The sequence below is a fragment of the Pseudoalteromonas sp. Hal040 genome, assembly GCF_037162425.1.
Taxonomy (GTDB): Bacteria; Pseudomonadota; Gammaproteobacteria; order Enterobacterales; family Alteromonadaceae; genus Pseudoalteromonas; species Pseudoalteromonas gelatinilytica.
Window position 1 is genome coordinate 3,703,373 of sequence record NZ_JARLUU010000001.1, and the last position, 21,448, is coordinate 3,724,820.

A 21,448-nucleotide genomic window follows, 5' to 3' on the forward strand; every position below is an offset into this window, starting at 1 on the left:
CTCAAAGTGGAGCAATAAAAACGTTAGCTTTCAGTAAGTAGCTCTGTATTCACAGAGCTACAATAAGATAAAAGTTTTAAATCTATCTGCAATAAGTAGGTATTACAAACCACCTTGGGTTAGTTTGGCAGGGTTCAGTAACTCGCTCAGTTCTTCGCGCGAAATATCCGTATGCTCAGCAGCAACATCAATAATAGGGCGACCTTCTTGATAAGCTAATTTGGCAATTTTTGCGGCTTTGCTATAGCCGATCACCGGATTAAGCGCAGTAACCAGAATTGGGTTTTTAGCGAGGGCTTTATCAACATTGCTTTGGTTTACTTTAAAGCTGGCAATCGCTTTATCTGCTAGTGCTTCACTGCTATTCGCCAGCAGTTCGATACTTTGCAAAATGTTTAAGGCAATTACAGGCAGCATTACATTGAGCTCAAAGTTACCCGCTTGACCAGCCACTGTAATGGTAGCGTCATTGCCAATTACTTGTGCGCTGACCATAGCGGCCGCTTCAGGGATCACTGGGTTTACTTTACCCGGCATAATTGATGAACCTGGCTGTAGAGCTTCAAGTTCAATTTCACCAAGACCAGCAAGTGGGCCAGAGTTCATCCAGCGCAAGTCATTGGCTATTTTCATTTGTGCTACAGCAAGTACCTTTAGCTGGCCTGACAGCCCAACAATGGCATCTTGTGAACCGATGTTATAAAAGAAGTTTTTACTCGGGCTAAAGCGAATACCTACATTCTCACTCAAGTGTTGGCAAAACTCACCAGCAAACGCAGGGTCGGCATTAATACCAGTACCAACTGCTGTGCCACCTTGTGCGAGTTCACAAACTCGTTCAAGAGCTTGGCGAATGCCTGCCATTGCATGATCAACTTGTAACTGCCATGCGGCCAGTGTTTGTGCAAAGCTAACAGGCATTGCATCCATTAAATGAGTGCGACCGGTTTTAACAATATGGCCCACTTCGGCCTGTTTATTTTGTAGGCTTTGACTGAGTTTATCGAGTTTAGGAAACAGTTCATAAATGATGTTAATAGCGCTACTTACAGCAATCGCAGTGGGGATCACATCATTTGAGCTTTGTCCCATGTTCACATCATCGTTGGGGTGAATGGTTTCGCCTGCAAATTGGCTCGCCAGCGTTGCAATGACTTCATTGGCATTCATATTTGAGCTAGTGCCAGAGCCTGTTTGAAATACATCAACCGGAAACTCTGAAAAATGTTTACCGTCGATGACCTCTTGGCATGCTTGCTCAATGGCTTTGGCTTTACCTTGGCTCAAATGGCCTAAAGCAGCATTACTTTGAGCGGCAGCTTGCTTAATGTAGGCGAGGGCGGTGATAAATTGCTTAGGCATGGCTAAGCCACTAATTTTGAAGTTATTGATAGCGCGTTGCGTTTGAGCTTGATACAACGCATTGGCAGGGACTTGTAGTTCACCCATGCTATCTGATTCGGTTCTAAATTGGCTCATAAACACTCCTAAATCGGGTTAAATTCTTGGCTGAGAAGACACGCTTCTCGCTCCAAACTGAAATACTTTTCAATACAGTTATGAGTTTTGTAGTAACGCTTTAGCGCAAGTTGCGGTTTATAAAGCTGAGCCAAACATTGTTTACGAATTGCATTATGCACTAATGAATCACACATCTTTTCAAGTAGTTCATGAAAGGTGCGTCTTAGATACAGCTCTTGCAAAATAAAGTTGTGATGCTTTTCGTAATAGCGTGCAATGTTTAAACCCGCTTCAACATAGTTAGCAACAAGCGCAGGGGCATGTAACCCAGGTCTTTGGCAAACACATTTCATTTGCCGCTGATAATGGAGCATAGCATTGTGAGAGTGCATAGAAAAACCGATTAGCTGTAATGATAATTGTTATCATTACAGCTAATCGGTTTTAGTGCAAGTCTTATATAATGAAGCTAAGACTGAATGGATTAACTGTGTGTGATTAATTGTAGCCGAGAATAAAAATCTGGTCTGTTTCATGTTTTTTCGGCGCCTGTACATTTTCTTTATTACATTGAGAAAGAAGATCGATCACGGTTGCTCTGTCGTCACAACTTGTTAAGGCGGCTTTTTCGCTTTCAGCACGTTCGCTGGCTGCAACTGCTGCATCTACAGCGGTGTAGGGTGAGATATACATAATATTGCTCCTATTGATTAATTCACTTAAGAAATAGCATAAGCTGTACCAATATTGATTAATAAATTTAACTTGTTGAAAATAATAGTTTTATATTTTTAACTAATAAATTCACCGCGACTTTATTATTTATTTTTGCTTTACTGTTGTGCACTAATTACCAAACATGGTGCACTAATTTGTATGGATAAACCCTTCTCTCAAGCCTGTGAAAACAACAAATTACCTATTTTAAACGTATTAGAAGCGTTCTTTTCTGATGTGACGGATGTATTAGAAGTCGGCTCTGGTACTGGGCAACATAGTGTGCATTTTGCAACGCATTTAGCACATTTGCAGTGGCATTGTAGTGATCGCGAGGTTAATCACCCGGGGATTTTACAATGGCATCAAGAAGCTGCATTAACTAACTTGCATGCGCCACTCACGCTCGACCTTAATGATCCTTGGCCGGTTGAAACTGTGAATGCCATTTTCACTGCGAATACAATGCACATTATTAGCTGGCCACTGGTGGAGCGCTTTTTCCAAGGTGTAGCAAAGCATTTAGCGCCTAAAGGTAAATTGTGTATTTATGGACCATTTAAGTATCAAGGTAAGTATACCAGTGCCAGTAATGCACAATTCGATGCATTTTTAAAACAGCAAGATGCACGTAGTGCAATCCGTGATTTTGAAGCGATTTGCCAACTTGCAGAACAAGCTGGCTTAACCTTTGTTGAAGATGTGCAAATGCCAGCGAATAACCAATTATTGCTGTTTAAAAGGCAGTAAGCTTTCGCATTGGGCTTTATAGAGCGCCATATGTTGGCGTTCTCTAGTAATAAAATCACTAATGGCAGCTGCAAAATCAGTGTGCTGAATATGATGCAGTGAATAGGTATTTACGGGCTTAAAGCCGCGACTTATTTTATGCTCACCTTGCGCGCCAGAATGGAACTGTTTTAGTTTGTTGGCAATGCAGTATTCTATGCCTTGGTAATAGCAAAGCTCAAAGTGCAAACTATCGAGCTCATAGTTCGTTCCCCAGTACCGACCATATAAACAGTTCTGATCTTTAAAACTGAGTGTGGCGGCAATCACCTCTCCTTGATATTTAGCGAACATTAGCACCAGTTTGTCGGCCATGCTTTGCTGTAATAACTCGAAAAAGGCGGTATTCAAATAACCATTGTGGCCTGAGCGCTTCAAATAGGTTTGGCGGTAAAAATGACTAAATTGCTGCATGTGCTGTTTGCTGATGTCAGCACCTTCGATCCATTCTACGGCTATCTGCTGTTCAGTTATTTTAGCGCGTTCTTTTTTGAGTGACTTGCGCTTTCTTGCGGTGAGTGAAGCTAAAAAATCCTCGAAGCATTTATAGCCTTCATTAAACCACTGAAACTGCACGCCATGACGCTGCATTACGGTGTCGCTAGTTAATGCAGTCGCTTGTTGCTGGTGGCAAAAATTTATATGCCAACCTGACCAGTCTAATTGCACTGCTGTTGCTGTGAGTACGTGCTGAATATACGCATAGACTTCAGCGGGCTTATCGTGATTTATACAAATTCTTTGCCCAGCAATAGGTGTGAATGGTACGCCACACAGCCATTTGGGGTAATACTCTAGGCCATGTTGTTGATAGGCTTCAGCCCAAGCCCAGTCAAATACATATTCACCATAAGAGTGGTGTTTTAGATACCCGGGTAGTAAGGCTATGACCTGTTCTTGCTGGTAAATTGCTAGGTGCATAGGTTGCCAACCCGACACTTCAGTCGCACAGCCAGTTTGTTCTAAAGCCGCTAAAAAAGCATGATCAGTAAAGGGCGTATCATCAAAAAATGACTGCCAAAGAGTGGCATCAATCTCGCTTATTTGATTAAACCAGCGGTGGCTAAACTCACTCATTGTGCAGCCGATTCAATATCTTTGATGAAACCGTTGATATGCATAGCAAGCTTATCGAAATAAGGGTTAAACGTGAGTCGTGCAAAGGGTTTGTGCGTTTGTAAATTTTCGGCTGTGCGCTCACCCATCACAACGTCTTTTTGGTATTTGCAGGCTGTATAAAGCGTGTCGTCATCTAAGTAGCTGCCGCAATTGCGATACAATGCTGTGCGACCGTAGTAAGGGTTGCTGGGTTTATTAACAATACCAATATGTGACATTCCTTTGATTTTTTTACAGTCATCGGTGTCGCAGTCATCACGAATTATTTGATAATCAGCTGGAAAGCTGGCTGGGATGTTTTTGTCGTCACCATAGTATACAAGCCGATCAAGTTGGTTATTCTTACGTGCTTTTGGGTCGTGCAGCTTAGTTAAAATCTTAAAGGTCGCTTGGTTATCTATTGTGGTGTCAACATCACTAAAGGTGCTAAATATCGCTACGTTAGGGAGTTGACGATGACGTAGTTCATCAAGGCTAATACGGCTCATTGCTTCGTGACTAGCTGAGGCTGCACTAAATGGAAACGACTCATACTTGGCAAAATCAAGGTCCGCGTCTTTATCAATCCAATTCACAAATGGAATCGCATCGACCCATTTCGCTAGCCAACCGTTTTTATTGTGTGGTTCGCTTGCAGGTGAAAACAACATAGCAGCAGTAACTTTACTATCGACAGGGCCTTGAGTTAAGTAATCAATAACCAGTGCAGCACCGGTTGAATAGCCCCCTAATATCACCTGATCAAAGTCTTTTAATGTGCGCTCAATGGCATACACGCTAGCCTTTTGCCAATCATCGGCATCTATGTCTCTAAGTGCTGCAGGAGCGGTACCATGCCCAGGTAGTAAAATTGTGCGTACCGTATACCCTTGTTGATAATACACTTGTGCAAGGTCGTGATAGGTAAAGGGGGAGTCGGTTAAACCGTGGATCAAGAGCACGGCTTTACGGCTATTGGCCTGTTTAAGTTCAAATGGGCTTATTAAATCGGCAACAGTCGCGTTAGCTGGTCGAGCGCCTTGTGCAACAAGCTGCTGATAGGTGTCGGTGTAAACAGGGCATGGCAAACTAGCACGCGGATTTTCGCTACTAATTTGCAGGTAAGCTGCGGTTAAATAGTCACTAAATGCTTGCTCGATATTATAGCTAAAGGTGCTATGTGTGCGTGGTAATGGCTCTCTAAACAGTCCTTCGCGCTTGCTTTTCATCATCAGTTTTTGGTCTTCAAGCTGAGTAAGGCAGGTTTGTTGCTGCGCCATTAATGAGCTGCTAAATAGCCCACTGATGGCCCAAGAGATAGCAACTAAGTTGATGAATTTCATATTTAAGCATCCTTTTAAAGCCTGTTTTTAGCTTATCGAGTTATGTTTTATTTGCAAGCAAGCTGCGTCAAGCGAGCGGTAAATGACGCTTAGTGAACGCTTGTTTTAAGACTACTGTCGATTCGATGTTTGCAATACAATCAATGCTACCTAATTTATGTTTCACAAAGCTTTCATAGCTTTCTAAATCAGCGGAAACGATCTTTAGCAGGTAATCATAACTGCCTGAAATAACAGAGCACTCAAGTACATGGTCAAGCTTCTCAACCTGCTGTTCAAATTGCTCAGCAGCGGCAACAGAGTTTTGGTTTAAGCGAACAAAGGCATACACAGACACATTTAAATCAACGGCTTTAGGATTGATGGCAGCATGGTAACCGCTGATCACATTTGCTGATTCGAGCTTTTTAATGCGGCGTAGGCAAGGGGTATCGGACAGGCTAACCGAGTGTGCCAGCTCCGAGACAGAAGTTCTCGCATTATCCTGTAAAGCATTAAGTAATTGTTGGTCTTTTTTATCTAATTTCATTTTTATTTGAGTGATTTTCACTAATCTAGATGGATTCTAGTCTATATTTTGGCGATTAGCACTCATTGAACTCTGTTAACATTACCGCAATATAATTATTTTGGAGTGAGCCTGTGACTGAGAACACCAAGGCATTTGATAGCTGGCTTCGCACCCGTTTTGTTGAGATCAACAGCGAATTAGAAAAACTATATTGGCAACAAGACGATAAAGCGAATGTAGAGGGTGTCGGTGAGCACCTTAAGCGTCAATTAGAGCAAGAGGGTAATGAGCATATTCGTGCTTTACTGGCAGAAGGCAATACCGATGAAGGCTTTGATAACGCCTTTGACTTATTAGGTAATGTTGGCTTGTATATGGCGGCATGCCGTCGACATGAGATCACTGAGCCTTCTCGTGAAACAAGCTCACCGCTTGTTGAAGCTTCTGCGTTGGCAATGCACATTGGTGCATCTATTGGTGTAACCCCGCGTTTTGCAACAGCGCATTTAACCACGCACAATAAAGCGGTTGATGGTTTATATAAGCGCTTTACAGATCTTGAAGATGAGAAAATCTTTGTCGATTACAATACCAAGGGTATTTTAGCGTATAAGCGTGCGGCGGATGCTTTACTAAAAATTCAGCCGTTAGGGATATCGCACCCTATCGCAGCAGATTTACTCGCAGTGGCAAAACAAGCATTGCTTGATGTGATTGAGTCGAATAATAAGTTATACAACAAGCTCGATACAGACCGCTTTTTCTATTGTGTACGCCCGTATTACAAGCCGTATCGAGTAGGTAAAGAGGTATATCGTGGCGCGAATGCTGGTGATTTTGCGGGCATTAATGTTATCGATTTATTGCTTGGTCTTTGTTTTGCTAATGAACCTAGTTACTCGCAAATGCTGGTGGATAAATTCTTGTATATGATGCCTGAAGATCAGCAGATCCTGCGTGAAAGCATGCGTATGACAAGCATTATGGATGACTTTTTAGCATCAGAAGCTGAGCGCGATAGCGAATGGTTACAAACTAACTTAAAGCTGTTCATTCAAGTGTGTAAACTGCATGGTGATACTGCCATAGGCCACCATAATCAATTGGTCAGTAAATACATAGCGCAGCCTTCACAGCAAATGCAGCAACAGCATATGGATAAAGTCACAGCCAGTGGGCCGCCTTTGCATGTGTTACTTAACTCACTAGAGCAATTACGTGATCGCCGTGCGGCAGCAAAAAGGGACGATATTCGAACTCGGTTTGATGATTTAACTAAGTTAAAACAGTGGATTAAGTAATGAGTAAAGACGATTTTGTAATTCCACAAGGCAGCTATTTGCTTAACCACTCTGTTGGGCGCCCCTTAAAATCTGCTGAGCAGCATTTTCATCAGCAGTTTTTTGCCGCTTGGCAAAATGAAAATAAAGAACCATGGCAACAGTGGTTGCAAGGTGTAGAGGCGTTTACGAGTAGTCTCGCTAAATTATTTAACTCGCAAAGTGAGTTATTTTGCCCACAAGTTAACTTATCGAGTGGTTTAACCAAGCTGTTGATGTCGCACCCGCGACTTCAACAAGAAAATTGCAAAGTGTTGATGGCAGAAAGTGATTTTCCAAGCATGGGTTTTGCAATGCAAAAAGCCCTACCTGAAAGTGCTGAAATCGTGTTTATTGATAAGCATGAAGACTTAACCGATGCGCAGGTTTGGCTGTCATATTTAGCAAATAATGATATTGATTTAGTCTTTATAAGTCATGTTTATTCAAATACGGGTCAGCAAGCGCCTATCCACGAAATTATCAATATAGCAAAGCAACACAACACATTGAGCCTACTTGATGTTGCGCAGTCTGCGGGTATTTTAGAGGTCGACTTAACTAAGCTTGATGCCGATTTTATGCTGGGCTCGAGTGTAAAATGGTTATGTGGTGGGCCTGGTGCTGCTTATTTATGGGTTAACAGCAAACAGCTTTCACTTTGTCAGCCACAAGATGTTGGTTGGTTTTCTCATCAAAATCCGTTTGAGTTTGATATTAAGCACTTTGCTTATCATCAAACCGCATTGCGCTTTTGGGGCGGTACCCCTTCAGTTGCACCTTATATTTTGGCTTCGCATAGTATTAATTACTTTGCTGATCTTGGTATTGAGAAAGTACGCGCTCATAACTTAGCAATGCTCGCTCAGTTTCATGATCAATTAGCTGATTATATGCGCTCACCAATACAGGCTGACAAATGTTCTGGAACGGCCATTATGCATTTTGGCGAGCAACAAGCGGCTGTTAAAGCTGCGCTTGAGGCTGCGAATATTGCGGTTGATGAACGTCACTTAGGTTTAAGAGTTTCAGCTCATATTTATAATGATCAGCAGGATATTGATAAATTTATCAAGACTGTGAAAAGCGCTTTATAACAAAACGCTTAATTAAGTGTTATTGCGAGTTGGTATTAGGTTAAGTGCTTGTCGAGCCTTTGCTTTGACAGAACGCCAGTGCGTCATTGGTTTTTCGGGGACCAGCGCTAAAATTTGCTCAAAGTCGATGTCATCAATACTAACTTCGTTACTGTGGGCAAACATAATTCGTTTTGGTTGCAGCGCTTTTAGCATCAACAAAGAGTTTAAATACAGCTTTGGGTAAAAAACAGGAAAGGGTGGCACAAGCTGCCCTTTTACTTTTACTAGTAAATCAGCAATGTAAACTCGCTCGCTAGGAATATGATACAGACTAATATCTCGGTCTGTATGACCTGGGCTATGCAGTGCTTGCCAATCGTCAAAGCCGGGTAGGGTTGCATCAGTTGCGAGGTAATAATCTGCATCTAGATGGCGGCTGTACCAAAGGTTGTGGCGTTTTTTATTTAACCTACCTGCGACCCACCAAGCTAAAGCGATATCGGTTAAATGCATTAAAAAACCATCAATGCCTCTATACCATTGCCCAGGGGCGTTCGACGTCGCTATTTTGCCACCGCTTAACTTTCTTAATGCATGCGCTCCACCGGCATGATCGGGGTGCATATGGGTGACTACAATCAGTTTTAAGTCTGTGATGGGGCGCTCGAGTTGCTCGGTAATATAGTCAAATACAGTATTCACATCAGCACGGCAACACCCATCAAGCAGCATCAATTTATCTGGATACTCAACCAAATAGATATTTTGGATATAACCTTCGAGCGTGTGAATTTGCAAAACGATTGATCCCTAAACTTAATCAGCAAACCTGTTATATCATGTCTGACCAGTTTTGGTAAGCTAGACTAATTGGACTGGCTGTTTTGCTCAGTTAGTTGTTTCTTGCCTTCTTCTAACTGTGCTCCTTGTTTTTCAAGGATGGCAATTTGGCTTTTATAGTAAGCGTTAATACGCTCACTTTGTTTTCTGATAGCATCTTCAATAGAAGGCGCACCTAATCTGTTTGCGGCATCTTGCGTCATATTATTGAGTTTATCGATGCGTTCACTTTGTTGTTTTTGTAGTTCTTTGATTTCTAACTGAAGGCGGTCTATTTCACGATCGGCTTTTTGAATTTTTAAATAATCCTCAACACTTAAGTCGGCAGGCTTTTGTGGTTTTTGCGGCTGCTCTGTAGTTGGTGTTTGGCTACTTGCTGGTGGCGGTGCAATTTTCACGATTACTGCATCTTTTCCACAAGGCTTCTCCGTAAAGGTGGCAACCCCGTCAATCATGCATTTATAAATAGTGGCTTGACTGTTGGCGCTGGCAAATAGGGCAAGAGTAAAAAATGCAAAACGAAACATAGCATCACTTTGTGTAGCAAATAGATACTTAGCATGCATGAAATATAATGAGGTGTGCAAGTTTTTGGGCATAAAAAAACCGCTTAAAAGCGGTTTTTAATAATAAAATGGTGGAGAAGGAGGGATTCGAACCCTCGATAGAGCTACAAACCCTATACTCCCTTAGCAGGGGAGCGCCTTCGGCCACTCGGCCACCTCTCCAGCGCATAATTCTGATTGTAATTTGCTGAAATAAATCAACAAATAAAAATAAGTGGTGGAGAGATAGGGATTTGAACCCTAGAGGGGCTACAAACCCCTGCCGGTTTTCAAGACCGGTGCATTCGACCACTCTGCCATCTCTCCACATCGTGATGCGAGAATAATACTTAGCTGAATCGGCTGTGTAAATAGGAAAAAGTTTGTTTGCTTGTTTTTTGAGCGTAAAGAGGGTGTTTTTTGTGAAAAGGTTTAATTATTTGCTGTTTTTAACTTAAAAGAAGGGGGTTGGGGCAGTAAACGGAGGAGCTAAAGAAGGATCTTCGTTAGTGGTTGGGTGTTTACTGCACCGGTAAAGTAACCATGGTTGGGGATTACTTGTGTTGTACTGCGCCGCCAAGAGCTAACTTTTTGCCGTAGCGATTTAGTTTTGCCAACATTTTTGCTTTGCGGTTTGTTGGTTTTACGGCAACATGAGCTGCAGCGTTTTGGTTTAATGTATTAATTGGGTTCATTACTTTGCTCCGGGTTGTGTTTGGTTGAAAACGTGAGTATTTTGCAACCAAACTGGACAAAAATAAAACGATAAAAATTGAGTCTGTCGGATAACTTTTTCTAATCCGAAAACCTTTTATTAACATGGGGTTAAGTTTTTAAATACACATTGCTCTGCATGCTTATGCAATTGTGTTTGCGTTGAAGTGTAAGTAAATAAAGGTTTTTAGCTTTTTCTATTTTTATTTATGCGTTTTTAGAGTGAGAAAGTGATTAATTATTCAGATTAATATAATTTGAACGAGCGTGGTGTTTTTGCCATGCAAGAAAAGAAGTAACCGTTGATGTTGATAATAATAAAGCCAAGTGACAAAAAAAATCATAAAAACAGTGTTGATTGGCTACTAAAAGAATGTAAAAAAAGACAGATTGAGCCTGAATTGTATTTAACCACAGGCAAGTTTGAGAATGATTGCGCTGATATTGCACTTTTGGCTAAAAACCAGACTCAAGTTGTGGTGATTGGTGGTGATGGGACGCTGCATTTAGCTGTTAATGCATTAATGACGAGTCGCTGTTCTATCGCGTTAATTCCAGCAGGCACAGGAAATGATTTCGCTCGTGGCTTTGCGTGTAAACAACAGGCTTGGTATGACGCTGTTTTTAATCGCCGTACAGAATTAATCGATGTTGGACAAATCAATCAACGCTATTTTATTAATGTGGCGGGAATAGGTTTTGACGCTGAAGTAGTGACTAAACTAAATAAAGCCGGAAGTTTTAGCTCGTTTGGCTACACTTGGCAGGGCATCAAACAGCTATTTTCATTTCGGGCACGATCACTTCAGGGTGAGTTTAATGGTAAAGCACTCAACTACAGTAATTTAGCGACGATTTTTGCTAATCATCATTACTTTGGTGGTGGCTTAAAGATTGCCCCTCGGGCAAAGTTAAATGATGGTCTGCTTGATTGCTACTGCATGCCAGCTGGCGGTTTATTGAAAAACCTGCTCAGCTTTTTGTATTTACTGCTCGTAAAGCATCATAGTTTGCACGCGCTGGAATATACCCGTTTAACGACTGCCGAGATCACCACGAAAGGACTAGCTATAGAAGCCGATGGTGAGCTCGTTGGTTTTACTCCGGCTAAAGTTAAGATTCACAAACAAGCACTTCGTTTTCATGCGCCATAAAAAAGCGCCGGCAAAATTTGCCAGCGCTTGGTGTTAGAGGCGACATAGTCACTTCTAACTGGGGATGGAGCTTTTTTGCTGTAGGTTACGTGCAGCAAAAAATGCTTTAATTTGTCGAGTTGGAGTTAGCACGATAGCATTTCCGAATAACACCAAGCTAAATCCCATAAAGGTATTCGCTTGCCATTCGAATCCTTCAAATAAGGTGCTTAAGACCACTGCAACCAGCGGGAACAATACGATTACATAGCTTGCTCGCTCAGGGCCGATATTTTTAAGTAGCGCGAAGTAACAAGCAAATGCGATTACGGTACCAAATACTGCTAAATAGAAGAGCGATACCCAATAGCTGGTTGGGGCATTCAATGTCAGCTCAACATCGCTTACTAAAACATAAGCAGCTAGCCCTAAAGCGCTGTATAACATGCCCCAGGCATTGCCCTGAAGTACGCCAATATTACGCTGAGAGTTTCGAACACTGACCATATTTCCCAATGAAGCCACAAAGGTCCCAGACAGCGCAAGTAGTAACCCGACCAACGCACCATTACTCAAGTCGAATTGCTGAATTTGTGGCCAAAACAAGCTAGCAATACCCATTACGCCAAGTAGTGCGCCAAAGTAAATTCGTTTCGCAATTGGCTTTGCGAAGAACAAACGGGTGTTAATAATGTTCATTAATAGCAACATCGAAAAGGCAATTGAGGCCATTGCTGAGGTGAGATAGTTCTGCGCCCAATACAGCACTAAATAATTTAAACCAAAGTTAAATAAAGCCAATAATGCAAAAAATCCGTGATCACGCAGTGAATATTGCATAGGGAGCTTTTTTACCAGCACAAAGGCCCACATTAAAATGGCTGCGATGGCAAAGCGATAAAATAAAGAGACCTCAACAGCGACATCACCCAGTTGAAACTCAATAGCTAGCCAAGTCGATCCCCAGATCAATACTGTAGCAAGGTAAAGAGCGGCGCTTTTCATAGTTAGTACCTAAAAATTGAAAGTATGTTCATTTTAGTCCGCTTCTGTATACTTAACATATACAGAAAACTAGAAATGCAACCTATACAGTTTGGTGGGCTATGTCACAAGTTATCAGTCGTAGTAACAGTGAGTTCTTATATCAACAAGTTATTCAGCTAGTTAGAGATCTTTGCATGCAAGGCTCGTTATTACCGGGTGAAAAATTACCTTCGCTCAGAAAAATGGCAGACAAGCTCAATATTAGTATTCCAACGGTAAAGCAAGCGTATCAATTACTTGAAGGGCAAGGGCTGATCGAAGCCAGAGAAAAGTCAGGTTACTTTTTAAAGTCTTCACAGCTAAATCAGTCTCGTCCAAAGCGAGTTAGGCTCAGTCGAGAGCCGACCACAGTCAATAAGCAAGGCTTGATTGAGCAAGTCTATAGCGCTATCCATAAAGCTAATGTGGTGCCATTTGGTATCGCCAACCCTGTAGCCGCAGCTCCGACAGATAAAGCGCTGGCACGAACAATGCGCCGAGTAATGACATTAGCGGGTGCATCGGCCATTAATTACGGGCCGATGGATGGCTTTGCACCACTTAAAAAACAACTCATTCATCGCTATCTGGACTTTGGTATTGGGGTTGATAGCGACGAATTAGTGATCACCAATGGTGCTCAAGAAGCACTGGCGATTGCCCTTAAGTGTGTTGCTAAACCCGGTGATGTTATTGCTATCGAGTCGCCTTGTTATTTTGGCATTATCGAGTTAATTGAAAGCTTAGGTTTAAAGGCATTGGAAATACCGCTGTGTCCTGATGAAGGAATATGGCTAGATGATTTGGCTCAAGCACTCGATGAGCATGATATAAAAGCCTGTGTGTTTTCAACCTCATTAAATAACCCAGTTGGCAGTTTTATGCCTGATGCCAAGCGTGAGCAATTAGTAGCACTTTTAGAGCAGCGCGACGTGGTGCTTATTGAGGATGATGTTTATGGCGACTTACATTTTACAGCTAAGCGTGCCACTCCTGCACAAGCTTATTCAAAAAAGGGCTTAGTGATCACCTGCGCGTCGTTTTCAAAAACAGCCGCACCTAGTTACCGCATTGGTTGGATCATTGCCGGTAAGTTTGCTGAACAAGCAAGGCGACATAAACGCGCGCTTAGTTGCTCTGCGCCACTTATAAACCAGTGGACCTTGTATGAGTTTATAGCCAGCGGTGAGTACGACCGTAACATTCGTTTGCTTAGACAGCGCTTAAGTACCAACAAAGAGCGCATGATTTGGTGCCTGCAGCAATATATGCCAAATTGTGCGCGTATTAGTAACCCACAAGGGGGCTGTGTTATCTGGGTTGACCTTGGTAGCCAATATGATGCGGTAAAGTTATTCCATTTGGCACTGGAGGCTGGGATCAGCATTACACCAGGGTTGATATTCTCAGCGGGTAAAAAGTACCGTAGCTGTTTTCGTTTAAGTTATGGCTTGCCTTGGTCTGAGAACTTAGAACAGGCGATTAAAACGTTATCGCAACTGACTGTGCTGGCTAAAAAATAAAAAAGCGCAGAGCAAGCTCTGCGCGAAAGGACCAAGTTTTTGGTTCAGGGATGTTAATTAGTCAATTACTCTGCGTTCTGTTTGAAAGTAAATAGTTGGTACTCTTTTAGTTGTGGTACTAGCGCTACTAACTCTTGTTCTTTATGAGCGATATCTGCAAAACTGCCGCATAATGCATCTGCGCGCTCTTCCAGTTGAGCTGCCTGTGTTTCTACACGCGCTTCGATTTGTGCGCCCATGTTTTCCATACGTTGTTCAAATTCATCCATGTCGCCACCTGAGCCTAAAAGCTCAGAACCTAGCGCCACTAAAATACTGCCCATCGATTGCATCATGGCTGACTCGACTGCTGATTCGATTTGCTCATCAAATTGGTCTTCAAAGTTTTGGCCAAATTTTTCGAAATTTTGCTGACCCATGGTGAACGCACCTTGCTGATAGAAAGCGTTTTGCACTTCTACGCTGATATCGTCCATTAATTCTGAAATGTCGTTTAGGCCGTCAATATTGAAGGCTTTTGACACCTCTTCAATTGCTACGCCTGCGATTTTTACGCCATCAAGCGCAATATTTGCTACTTCAGGAAGTTGGCTGCGTAAGCTGTCTGAGTAATCTGCAATTGCTTGCTGTTGTGAAGCATCAAGCGATACGCTTTGACCATCGATATACAAAGTGTGCTGATCGATGATTTTCATCGTGCGATTATCGGCTGTGTATACTTCTAACTCGCTAGGTGTGATGCGTACATCATTTTTAAATTCAACATCACATTGCTCACCGCTGAATGAAATATTTGTATCATTATCGTTATGAGCCATTGCGCTGGTAGCGATAAATAAAGAACTTACTAACAATAACTTTTTCATTTTTTTCTTTCCTGTTTGAAATGACACAAATACATAATCAATTAAGATGCCAAAGTTAATAATTTCATATATTTCAAATTGTTGTGTTGTTTTGGCTGTTTTTACTAAAGTGATGAAAATAAATTTTTAACCACTTTTTAGTCAAATTAACTAAAAAATACACGTGCATAAATGTGTTTTATCGAAACGATAAAAAACTCTCACTTTTCAGAAATCGAATTTAGCGCTATTTATTCACAATATTGACATATGGCCTATTTAGCATGGGTGTATGGCTTTATTTTGGTGGTTTTTTAGATACTAAATTACTACTGAGCTTTTTAATCTTTGCCAATTCATCGAGCAAATTTTAATCTCCTGAATTGGTCTCAAACACTTTATGGAGTGGGTTGTGGGTAAGACATTTAGTTATGACGCGCTAGATGACGATTTTGTTGAAGACGAGTACGAAATGGTCGGGCGTAATCAACACGACAAGAAAAAGCAACGCGTTAAGAAGAAGTTGGAAGACTATCTTGAACAAAAACGCTTGCGTAGAAACTTAGGCGATGACGACTTTGACGAGTACTTGAACGACTAAGCATAAATTTAGATAAAGAGGCAATTTGCCTCTTTATTGCTTTAAGACATTGTTACTTGCTAAGTGCAGTAACAATGTCTGACTCGAGCTGCTCAGGTTTTGTTAGTGGCGCATATCGCTTAATGGCTTTGCCGTCTTTACCAATTAAAAACTTGGTGAAGTTCCATTTTATTTTGCGGGTAATAAAGCCCGGCAACTCTGATTTTAGGTATCTAAAGACAGGGTGAGCATGTTCGCCATTCACATCGACTTTGCTCATCATTAAAAAGCTAACGCCATAGTTAATAAGGCAGCCTTCTTTAATTTCCTTCGCATCCCCAGGCTCTTGTTTACCAAATTGGTTACAAGGAAAGCCAATTATTACTAAGCCTTGCTCATGATATTTTTCATGCAGTGCTTGTAAGCCTTCATATTGTGGAGTGAAGCCACATTTACTTGCAGTGTTTACAACAAGTACGACCTTGTTTTCAAAATCAGAAAAGTCAACGGTTTGGCCCTGTAGGCTGGTAGCAGAGAGTTGGTGAAATTCGCTCATAGTGATAACTTTTTATTATTGTTGCAGTGATTCTAACGTGCTTGGCATTTTTCTAAAAGGGTAAATTTTAATCAGCAAATGCATTGGTTAAGTGTTCTATTAGTAAACGTACACGAAACGGTAATAGATCTTTTCTTGGGTAGACTAACCAAGATGCATTATCACCAACCTGAAACTCATCCAGAATATTAACCAATTGGCCATTTTTTAAGTAAGGCTCCACAATATCTAACGCTAAGTGGGCGATGCCAACTCCAGCTACAGCAGCATTTAAAATTGCCTGAGGGTGGTTACTGCGCCAATTACCATCAATACGAACTTCTTTGATTTCTTCGTCAATATTAAATCGCCAACGTTTTCGCATGGTGATTAAGCAATTATGTTCAGCCAGATCGTAAGGTGTTTTGAGGGGAGTGTGGTTGGCTAAATATTCTGGGCTAGCAACAAGTGTCATAGCACGCTTACATAACGGGCGGGCAATTAAGTTCGAGTCTTGCATCCTGCCAAAGCGGATAGCTAAGTCAAAGCCTTCTTCAACTAAATTGACGTTGCGGCTATTAAAGTCGAGATCGACTTCTACCTCAGGATAACGCCTTACGAACTCAGCCACTTTCGGTGCAACTTGGTTTGCCACAAACTCGCCTGCTCCTGTGATGCGAATTAGCCCTTTGGGTTGACGTTGTTCACCTTGTAATTGATTGTTTGCATCGATTAACTCTTGGCGAATTGCTTTTAATTTTACTGCGTATTCACGGCCTGCATCGGTAAGACTTATTTTGCGAGTGGTACGTTGAAATAACACCGAGCCTAAACGGTTTTCAAGTTGTTGTATTTGTCGACTAATATGTGAAGTTGATACTTCCATAGCCTTTGCTGCATGAGTAAAGCTGCCGTGCTCAACAACATATAAAAATTCCTCTAAGCCTTGCCACATTATCTTGTACCCTAGAATGCCTCAGTAAATTAATAGCAGTTTAGGCTGTTTATTGTTGCATGTCTGCAAAAGTGATTATCTATCTACTGGCTTTATCCCTATATAAAAACAACTACAATAGTCGAGTCACTGATTAATACTCACAAATATAAGGGAGTAAGCATGTTAAATTTTAGCTTTGAGAATCCAACCAAAATTCATTTTGGTGAGCAAAAAATTAAAGAAATTCAAAATGAGATCCCAAAAAATGCCAAGGTACTTGTTACTTATGGTGGCGGCAGCATCAAGAAAAATGGTGTTTATGATCAAGTTAAAGCCGCATTAAGTGAGCATACTTGGTTTGAATTTGCGGGTATTGAGCCAAACCCAAGTTACCAAACATGTATGAAAGCGGTAGAGCTGGTTAAAGAGCAGCAAATTGACTATATCTTAGCTGTAGGCGGTGGTTCAGTGGTGGATGGTAGTAAATTTATTGCCGTCGCGGCAGAATTTACTGGCGAACCATGGGATATTTTAGCAAAAGGCGCTGAAGTTAAATCTGCAGTAGCACTTGGCGTTGTACTGACATTACCTGCAACTGGCTCAGAATCAAACACGTTCAGTGTTGTATCAAACTTAGAAACTCAAGACAAACTGCCGTTTGCCAGTGAGTTTGTGCGTCCTCGTTTTGCAGTTCTTGATCCTGCAGTGACATTCTCATTACCTGAGCGTCAGGTAACGAATGGTATTGTGGATGCGTTTGTGCACACGATGGAGCAATACTTAACATATGATGTGGGTGCCAAATTACAAGACCGCTTTGCTGAGGGGATTTTAATGACCCTTATCGAAGAAGGGCCAAAAGCATTCTCTGAGCCTGATAACTATCAAGTGCGTGCGAATATTATGTGGTCAGCAACTATGGCATTAAATGGTTTGATTGGTGCAGGTGTACCGCAAGACTGGGCAACCCACATGATTGGCCACGAAATGACGGCGGTGTATGGCTTGGACCACGCACAAACATTAGCGATTGTTTTACCGCGTATGATGGCAGAGCAAAAAGACACGAAGCGTGGCAAGCTATTACAATACGCAGAGCGAGTGTTAGGCCTTGATATCAGCGATGAAGATGCGGCGATTGATAACGCCATTGCTGCAACAGAAGCATTTTTCCATAGTGTTAAAATGCCAACTCGTTTAAGCGATTATAAGCTAGATGAAAGTGTTGCAGATAAACTTGTTGCGCAGCTTGAGCGCCATGGTATGACGGCGCTTGGTGAGCGTGAGCAAGTTACACTTGAAAAAAGCCGCGCGATTTTACTAGCGAGCGTTTAGCTTAAGATTATAAATAATCCCATCCCTGCCAGTGTTGTGTAGTATATGTTGTGCGTCTTATAAGCCACGATAACAGATACGATAGCAGCACTTAGGTAGGGATTTTGCCAATCTAGATTTATCCCTTCGTCATTAATAAACACAATGGGCACCCAAATTGCGGTGAGTACTGCTGGGGCACTAAAACTTAAAAATTGCTGCATTTTTGGGCCGACTTTAAACGGTAATGCACGGTGCAAAAATAAGTAACGTGTGAAGAAGGTGATACACGCCATTAATAAAATGGTGGTCATCATTGTGTATGCTCCTCTTTTGCCTGCCAGCGACTAATTAGGTAACCCACTGTCATAGCGATAAGAGCCGCAGTGACAAGCCAAAGTTGAAAGCCCTGATTTTTTAATATCGTTGCAACAACGCCAGCGGTGATCACAGTAGCCAGTGTTGCAAGGTTCTTTACACCCGGAATAACTAAAGCAATAAACGTGGCTGCGATGGCGAAATCAAGCCCTAGGTGTGTTAAATCGGGGAGCAAGCTACCTGCGACAATACCAAGCAGGGTCCAGATATTCCACGCAATGTAAAAACTAAACCCGGCACTGAGTGCATAAATAAGGCGCACTTTTGTGCGATAGGCTTTGCGATGATGCGAAAAAGCAAATAATTCATCCGTCAATACAAAACTCACAGGCAGGCGCCAACGAAAGGGTTGATCAATGACTTTGTGGCGAATAGCTAAACCATATAAAAAGTGCCGAGAGCTAATAATGAGAGTGGTAAATAAGATAGTTAAAAGCGGGGTATTGCCAGCCATTAATTCAATCGCAACGAGTTGTGCTGAGCCTGCAAATACCAACAACGACATAGCTTGTGTTTCTAAAGCACTGAAGCCATTTTGAACAGCTAACGAACCACATAAAATCCCCCAAGGTAACACCGCAAGGCATAAGGGAAGCATGTCGAAAAATCCTTTTAGCAAGGCTCTTATTGTTGATTTATGTATCTTATCGCTCATGTTTGTTGTTATGGCTCAGATCAAAACAGCTGAAATAGAGGTGTGTCAAAATAACTGAAGTTTGCAATAATGTATAGCCGAACCCGTTGCTGAAATTTCATATCTGCAAGTTATAAGCGTCTTTTAAAGGGAAAGTTACAATGTCTAAAGTTAAAGTATGGGATGGCTTTATAAGAAGCTTCCATTGGTTATTAGTTGCGGCCATCGCAACACTCTATTTTAGTGCTGAAGAAGGTATGTTGGAGCTGCACTTTACTGCAGGCTACTTTACCTTGGCGCTTATTATTACACGCCTTGTTTGGGGCCTTATTGGTAGCAAAACGGCAAAACTCTCTGCACTTATTCATTCGCCTGTTGCGGCAATAAAATCGTTTAAAAGCAGTGAGCATAAGGCGGGTCATGGTGCGGCGGGTAGTTATATGGTGATCGCTTTCTTTGCTTTGCTTATTGTGCAGTTAACCTCGGGCTTAATGACTAGTGACGATATTTTAACGGATGGCCCGCTGGTGGCGCATGTATCAACAGACACCGTAGAGCTTGCTGGTTGGTTGCACCATCTAAACTTTGATATTTTGTTGTATGCCATAGTGTTACATATTCTGGCGATTGTGATTTACCGTATCAAGGGTAAGAACTTAGTGAAACCAATGCTAACGGGCAGTAGCGATCAGGTATCGGTCACTGAGCCTGTCACTAAATCACCTGTACTCGCTTTTATTATTTTTGCAGTATGCTTAGTGGTGTTATTTACGACGTGGGGCGCAGAGCCGCTCAGCTATTTGCTTGGGTAGCAACTTCAAAACATGAAAAAAGGCGCTAATAAGCGCCTTTTTAGTTTAAATGATTTCGAGGCTAGTCTTTGAAAGACTTATGGCAATCTTTACAACCTTTAGCCCATGCGCCAAATGCTTTACCAATTACTTTTTGGTCGCCACTTTGTGCAGCTACTGCTAGCTCATCAGCATATTGTTGGAAAGCGACTGCTTTTTTCATGAAGGTTTCGTTGTCGCTCCAAACAGCTGCAAGTGCAGATGTATCACCTTTATCAGAACCCGCTACAAAAGCTTCCCAAGGCATTTTTGATAATGCCGCTGCATTGTTTGCACGCTTTTGAAAACGTTCTGCATCAAAAGGTACTTTTCCTTTTAGCATATCGCCCATGTCACCAATTTGTACGCGGATCATTGAAAATGCTGCCTGACGATACTCGATTGCATCGCTTGGTTCTTCAAATACAGAATTTGCTGATGCGCCCAGTGCCATTGTTGAAAGCATTGCACCTAGCACTAATTGTTTTAATTTCATTCCTTTTGCCCCTTAAGATGTCATAAAAGTAAACTAACTGAGTTGTATCTTAGCCCAATATAATATTCAAGTGTATTGCGGTTAATCTTAACTTAAGTTTAATCATTAATATCTATGTCAGCGAAAATCATACCGCGGCGCATGCTTCTTGTTGCTAAGAAAACCTCGCCTAATAAAGATAAAAAACCACAAATCAACAGTGCCATAGCAGCCACAAAACAGCTAGCAATCGTCACGCTTAAATTAATTGATTGAATGTGTGATAAGAATAAGCACATGACCACGGCGCACACCAATAAAGCACTGAGTACACTCAGACTAAATGCAATATGAATGCAGCGTGAGCGTTTTAACAGTGCTCTTAACTCTGTTGTCAGCGACTTATTGAAGTCTTCATCGGTACTGACTTTAAGCTTACGTTCTAACTGTCTCGCTCGATCGGTAATACGCGCTAAGCGGTTTGAAAGTACCCCTAACGTTGCTGCAATACCGGTAATTAAAAAGACCGGTGCAACAGCAGTTTGAATCACTTTTGCCATAGTAAGAATGTTGATTACTTCTGAATTCATTTAACCGTACTCTATTTATTAAAACTCAATACATGATGTTCATTTACAAATGTTTACAACTCTAGCTTGCATGTTTAAACCTCAAAAAAACATATGCTTACAGCTGTTTTGTTGTTCGGTTACGCACTGAATGTAACGCTAATGTAACGGAAATGTTGTTCTTGTTTGGGTTTCCGTTTTATATTGGGACTGAAACGTAGTTTCAATCACTATTTAGACGATAACATAACAT

25 protein-coding genes and 2 tRNA genes are annotated in these 21,448 nt (G+C 41.7%); 8 read left to right on the forward strand and 19 right to left on the reverse strand.

The features are described 5' to 3' along the window. Window positions 1-102: 102 nt before the first annotated feature. From P4S60_RS17240 to P4S60_RS17250, 3 genes are all read right to left on the reverse strand, one after another. A complete protein-coding gene (locus P4S60_RS17240) occupies window positions 103-1,479 on the reverse strand; it encodes a class II fumarate hydratase (RefSeq protein ID WP_337116741.1) in 1,377 nt (458 codons plus the stop codon). Between the two features lie 8 nt (window positions 1,480-1,487). Then, window positions 1,488-1,814 carry a hypothetical protein gene (locus P4S60_RS17245; RefSeq protein ID WP_058585360.1) on the reverse strand — a complete coding sequence of 109 codons (327 nt, stop codon included), beginning with the start codon at window positions 1,812-1,814 and terminating at the stop codon, window positions 1,488-1,490. Between the two features lie 145 nt (window positions 1,815-1,959). Continuing rightward, window positions 1,960-2,154, reverse strand: a complete 195-nt coding sequence (locus tag P4S60_RS17250) for a hypothetical protein (RefSeq protein ID WP_337116742.1) — start codon at window positions 2,152-2,154, stop codon at window positions 1,960-1,962. Window positions 2,155-2,337: 183 nt separating this feature from the next. On the opposite strand from P4S60_RS17250, the gene P4S60_RS17255 reads away from it, so the two are divergent. After that, a complete protein-coding gene (locus tag P4S60_RS17255) occupies window positions 2,338-2,928 on the forward strand; it encodes a DUF938 domain-containing protein (protein ID WP_337116743.1) in 591 nt (196 codons plus the stop codon). On the opposite strand, the gene P4S60_RS17260 is transcribed toward P4S60_RS17255, so the two are convergent. The 3 genes from P4S60_RS17260 to P4S60_RS17270 form a co-directional block, all read right to left on the reverse strand. Then, window positions 2,905-4,044, reverse strand: coding sequence for a GNAT family N-acetyltransferase (locus P4S60_RS17260; protein WP_337116744.1), 1,140 nt, complete (start codon window positions 4,042-4,044; stop codon window positions 2,905-2,907). The two genes, P4S60_RS17255 and P4S60_RS17260, sit on opposite strands and share 24 nt — an antisense overlap. Next, complete coding sequence (locus P4S60_RS17265) at window positions 4,041-5,408, reverse strand: alpha/beta hydrolase (protein WP_337116745.1); 1,368 nt, start codon at window positions 5,406-5,408, stop codon at window positions 4,041-4,043. Before P4S60_RS17265 ends, P4S60_RS17260 begins: the two co-directional genes overlap by 4 nt. Before the next feature lie 67 nt (window positions 5,409-5,475). Continuing rightward, window positions 5,476-5,937 carry an Lrp/AsnC family transcriptional regulator gene (locus P4S60_RS17270; protein ID WP_337116747.1) on the reverse strand — a complete coding sequence of 154 codons (462 nt, stop codon included), beginning with the start codon at window positions 5,935-5,937 and terminating at the stop codon, window positions 5,476-5,478. Window positions 5,938-6,050: 113 nt separating this feature from the next. Between P4S60_RS17270 and P4S60_RS17275 the strand changes: the two genes are divergently transcribed. Together P4S60_RS17275 and P4S60_RS17280 are read left to right on the forward strand one after the other, a co-directional pair. Beyond that, on the forward strand, window positions 6,051-7,220 hold the full coding sequence (locus P4S60_RS17275) for a PrnB family protein (RefSeq protein WP_337116748.1): 1,170 nt from the start codon (window positions 6,051-6,053) through the stop codon (window positions 7,218-7,220). Further along, window positions 7,220-8,335, forward strand: a complete 1,116-nt coding sequence (locus P4S60_RS17280) for an aminotransferase class V-fold PLP-dependent enzyme (protein WP_337116749.1) — start codon at window positions 7,220-7,222, stop codon at window positions 8,333-8,335. Before P4S60_RS17275 ends, P4S60_RS17280 begins: the two co-directional genes overlap by 1 nt. 12 nt (window positions 8,336-8,347) lie before the next feature. Here the strand turns inward: P4S60_RS17280 and P4S60_RS17285 are convergent, their stop codons facing one another. The 5 genes from P4S60_RS17285 to P4S60_RS17305 form a co-directional block, all read right to left on the reverse strand. After that, window positions 8,348-9,115 (reverse strand): MBL fold metallo-hydrolase, encoded by a 768-nt coding sequence (locus tag P4S60_RS17285; RefSeq protein WP_337116750.1) that lies wholly within the window; start codon window positions 9,113-9,115, stop codon window positions 8,348-8,350. 68 nt (window positions 9,116-9,183) lie between these two features. After that, entirely contained in the window at window positions 9,184-9,684 is a 501-nt protein-coding gene (locus P4S60_RS17290) for a DUF4124 domain-containing protein (protein ID WP_337116751.1), read from the reverse strand. 108 nt (window positions 9,685-9,792) lie between these two features. Beyond that, window positions 9,793-9,885, reverse strand: a tRNA-Ser gene (locus P4S60_RS17295). Between the two features lie 53 nt (window positions 9,886-9,938). Next, window positions 9,939-10,029: transfer RNA gene (locus P4S60_RS17300), tRNA-Ser, on the reverse strand. A gap of 227 nt (window positions 10,030-10,256) precedes the next feature. Further along, a complete protein-coding gene (locus tag P4S60_RS17305) occupies window positions 10,257-10,397 on the reverse strand; it encodes a hypothetical protein (protein WP_167350231.1) in 141 nt (46 codons plus the stop codon). A gap of 324 nt (window positions 10,398-10,721) precedes the next feature. Here P4S60_RS17305 and P4S60_RS17310 point away from each other — a divergent pair, with 324 nt between their 5' ends. Beyond that, the gene (locus P4S60_RS17310) at window positions 10,722-11,570 is read left to right on the forward strand and encodes a diacylglycerol/lipid kinase family protein (protein WP_337116752.1); all 849 of its coding nucleotides are present in this window, start codon (window positions 10,722-10,724) and stop codon (window positions 11,568-11,570) included. Window positions 11,571-11,624: 54 nt separating this feature from the next. Here P4S60_RS17310 and P4S60_RS17315 read toward each other — a convergent pair whose 3' ends face one another. Then, window positions 11,625-12,554: a DMT family transporter gene (locus P4S60_RS17315; protein WP_063700595.1), complete on the reverse strand. Its 930-nt coding sequence runs from the start codon at window positions 12,552-12,554 to the stop codon at window positions 11,625-11,627. A 101-nt stretch (window positions 12,555-12,655) separates the two neighbouring features. Between P4S60_RS17315 and P4S60_RS17320 the strand changes: the two genes are divergently transcribed. Continuing rightward, window positions 12,656-14,098, forward strand: a complete 1,443-nt coding sequence (locus P4S60_RS17320) for an aminotransferase-like domain-containing protein (protein WP_337116753.1) — start codon at window positions 12,656-12,658, stop codon at window positions 14,096-14,098. Between the two features lie 65 nt (window positions 14,099-14,163). Here P4S60_RS17320 and P4S60_RS17325 read toward each other — a convergent pair whose 3' ends face one another. Then, window positions 14,164-14,964 carry a YggN family protein gene (locus P4S60_RS17325; protein ID WP_337116754.1) on the reverse strand — a complete coding sequence of 267 codons (801 nt, stop codon included), beginning with the start codon at window positions 14,962-14,964 and terminating at the stop codon, window positions 14,164-14,166. Window positions 14,965-15,355: 391 nt separating this feature from the next. On the opposite strand from P4S60_RS17325, the gene P4S60_RS17330 reads away from it, so the two are divergent. Then, window positions 15,356-15,544, forward strand: coding sequence for a PA3496 family putative envelope integrity protein (locus tag P4S60_RS17330; RefSeq protein WP_082389337.1), 189 nt, complete (start codon window positions 15,356-15,358; stop codon window positions 15,542-15,544). A 52-nt stretch (window positions 15,545-15,596) separates the two neighbouring features. On the opposite strand, the gene P4S60_RS17335 is transcribed toward P4S60_RS17330, so the two are convergent. Both P4S60_RS17335 and P4S60_RS17340 read right to left on the reverse strand, forming a co-directional pair. Further along, entirely contained in the window at window positions 15,597-16,079 is a 483-nt protein-coding gene (locus tag P4S60_RS17335; RefSeq protein WP_105174404.1) for a glutathione peroxidase, read from the reverse strand. A 67-nt stretch (window positions 16,080-16,146) separates the two neighbouring features. Continuing rightward, entirely contained in the window at window positions 16,147-17,013 is an 867-nt protein-coding gene (locus P4S60_RS17340; protein WP_337116756.1) for a LysR family transcriptional regulator, read from the reverse strand. Between the two features lie 162 nt (window positions 17,014-17,175). Between P4S60_RS17340 and P4S60_RS17345 the strand changes: the two genes are divergently transcribed. After that, entirely contained in the window at window positions 17,176-18,330 is a 1,155-nt protein-coding gene (locus P4S60_RS17345; RefSeq protein ID WP_337116757.1) for an iron-containing alcohol dehydrogenase, read from the forward strand. Here P4S60_RS17345 and P4S60_RS17350 read toward each other — a convergent pair. Beyond that, a complete protein-coding gene (locus P4S60_RS17350) occupies window positions 18,327-18,626 on the reverse strand; it encodes an AzlD domain-containing protein (protein ID WP_063700605.1) in 300 nt (99 codons plus the stop codon). The two genes, P4S60_RS17345 and P4S60_RS17350, sit on opposite strands and share 4 nt — an antisense overlap. Continuing rightward, entirely contained in the window at window positions 18,623-19,342 is a 720-nt protein-coding gene (locus tag P4S60_RS17355; protein WP_337116759.1) for an AzlC family ABC transporter permease, read from the reverse strand. The genes P4S60_RS17350 and P4S60_RS17355 overlap by 4 nt, the downstream gene beginning before the upstream one ends. A gap of 140 nt (window positions 19,343-19,482) precedes the next feature. On the opposite strand from P4S60_RS17355, the gene P4S60_RS17360 reads away from it, so the two are divergent. After that, window positions 19,483-20,133 (forward strand): cytochrome b/b6 domain-containing protein, encoded by a 651-nt coding sequence (locus P4S60_RS17360; protein ID WP_337116760.1) that lies wholly within the window; start codon window positions 19,483-19,485, stop codon window positions 20,131-20,133. A 61-nt stretch (window positions 20,134-20,194) separates the two neighbouring features. On the opposite strand, the gene P4S60_RS17365 is transcribed toward P4S60_RS17360, so the two are convergent. Further along, window positions 20,195-20,647, reverse strand: a complete 453-nt coding sequence (locus P4S60_RS17365; protein WP_063700610.1) for a c-type cytochrome — start codon at window positions 20,645-20,647, stop codon at window positions 20,195-20,197. A 98-nt stretch (window positions 20,648-20,745) separates the two neighbouring features. Beyond that, complete coding sequence (locus P4S60_RS17370; RefSeq protein WP_063700612.1) at window positions 20,746-21,216, reverse strand: DUF2721 domain-containing protein; 471 nt, start codon at window positions 21,214-21,216, stop codon at window positions 20,746-20,748. Window positions 21,217-21,448: the final 232 nt, after the last annotated feature.